This is a genomic window from Micromonospora sp. DSM 43699 (assembly GCF_055517075.1).
Genome location: NZ_JBTMMT010000196.1, coordinates 1 through 467, shown reverse-complemented (window position 1 = coordinate 467; position 467 = coordinate 1). Strand labels below are relative to the sequence as shown.

1 protein-coding gene is annotated in these 467 nt (G+C 74.9%); it reads right to left on the bottom strand.

What is annotated here, in order from left to right; all coding sequences use genetic code 11:
* Window positions 1–202: 202 nt before the first annotated feature.
* A partial coding sequence (locus tag AC0AIB_RS31210) for a VOC family protein (protein WP_465098080.1) occupies window positions 203–467 on the bottom strand: 265 nt, incomplete at its 5' end.

Sequence of the window (467 nt, the reverse complement as noted above, 5' to 3'; positions counted from 1 at the left end):
CGATCGACCAGGAGTCCATCCGGCGGGCGTCCCGCCGGCCCTGGTCCGGTGCGACGTCGGTTGCGGGCTCTGTTGCGGCGGGCGGCGGCGGCCCGGTCTCCTCGGCTGTCATCTCTCCCCCGTGACCTCGGTGAACGCACGCCAGTCCATCACGCACGGCACACCGGACACACGGCGGGGCCCGTACGGACAGCCCGGCGGCTCAGGGGCGGGGCAGGGATCCGGCGACCAGCTCGACCTCGTATCCCGCCGGGTCCTCCAGATAGGCGGCGTGGTGGCCGTAGCCGCCCGCGTACGGATGGCGGTCGGGGAACAGCAGCCGCCAGCCGTACGCCGGGGCCTCGGCCACCAGTGCGTCGAGGGCGGCCCGGTCGGCGATGTGGAACGCCAGGTGGTTGAGCCCGGGGCGGCGGCGGTCGTGGCCGCCCGCGGCCAGATCCGGCGACTGCTCGAGCACCACATACGCG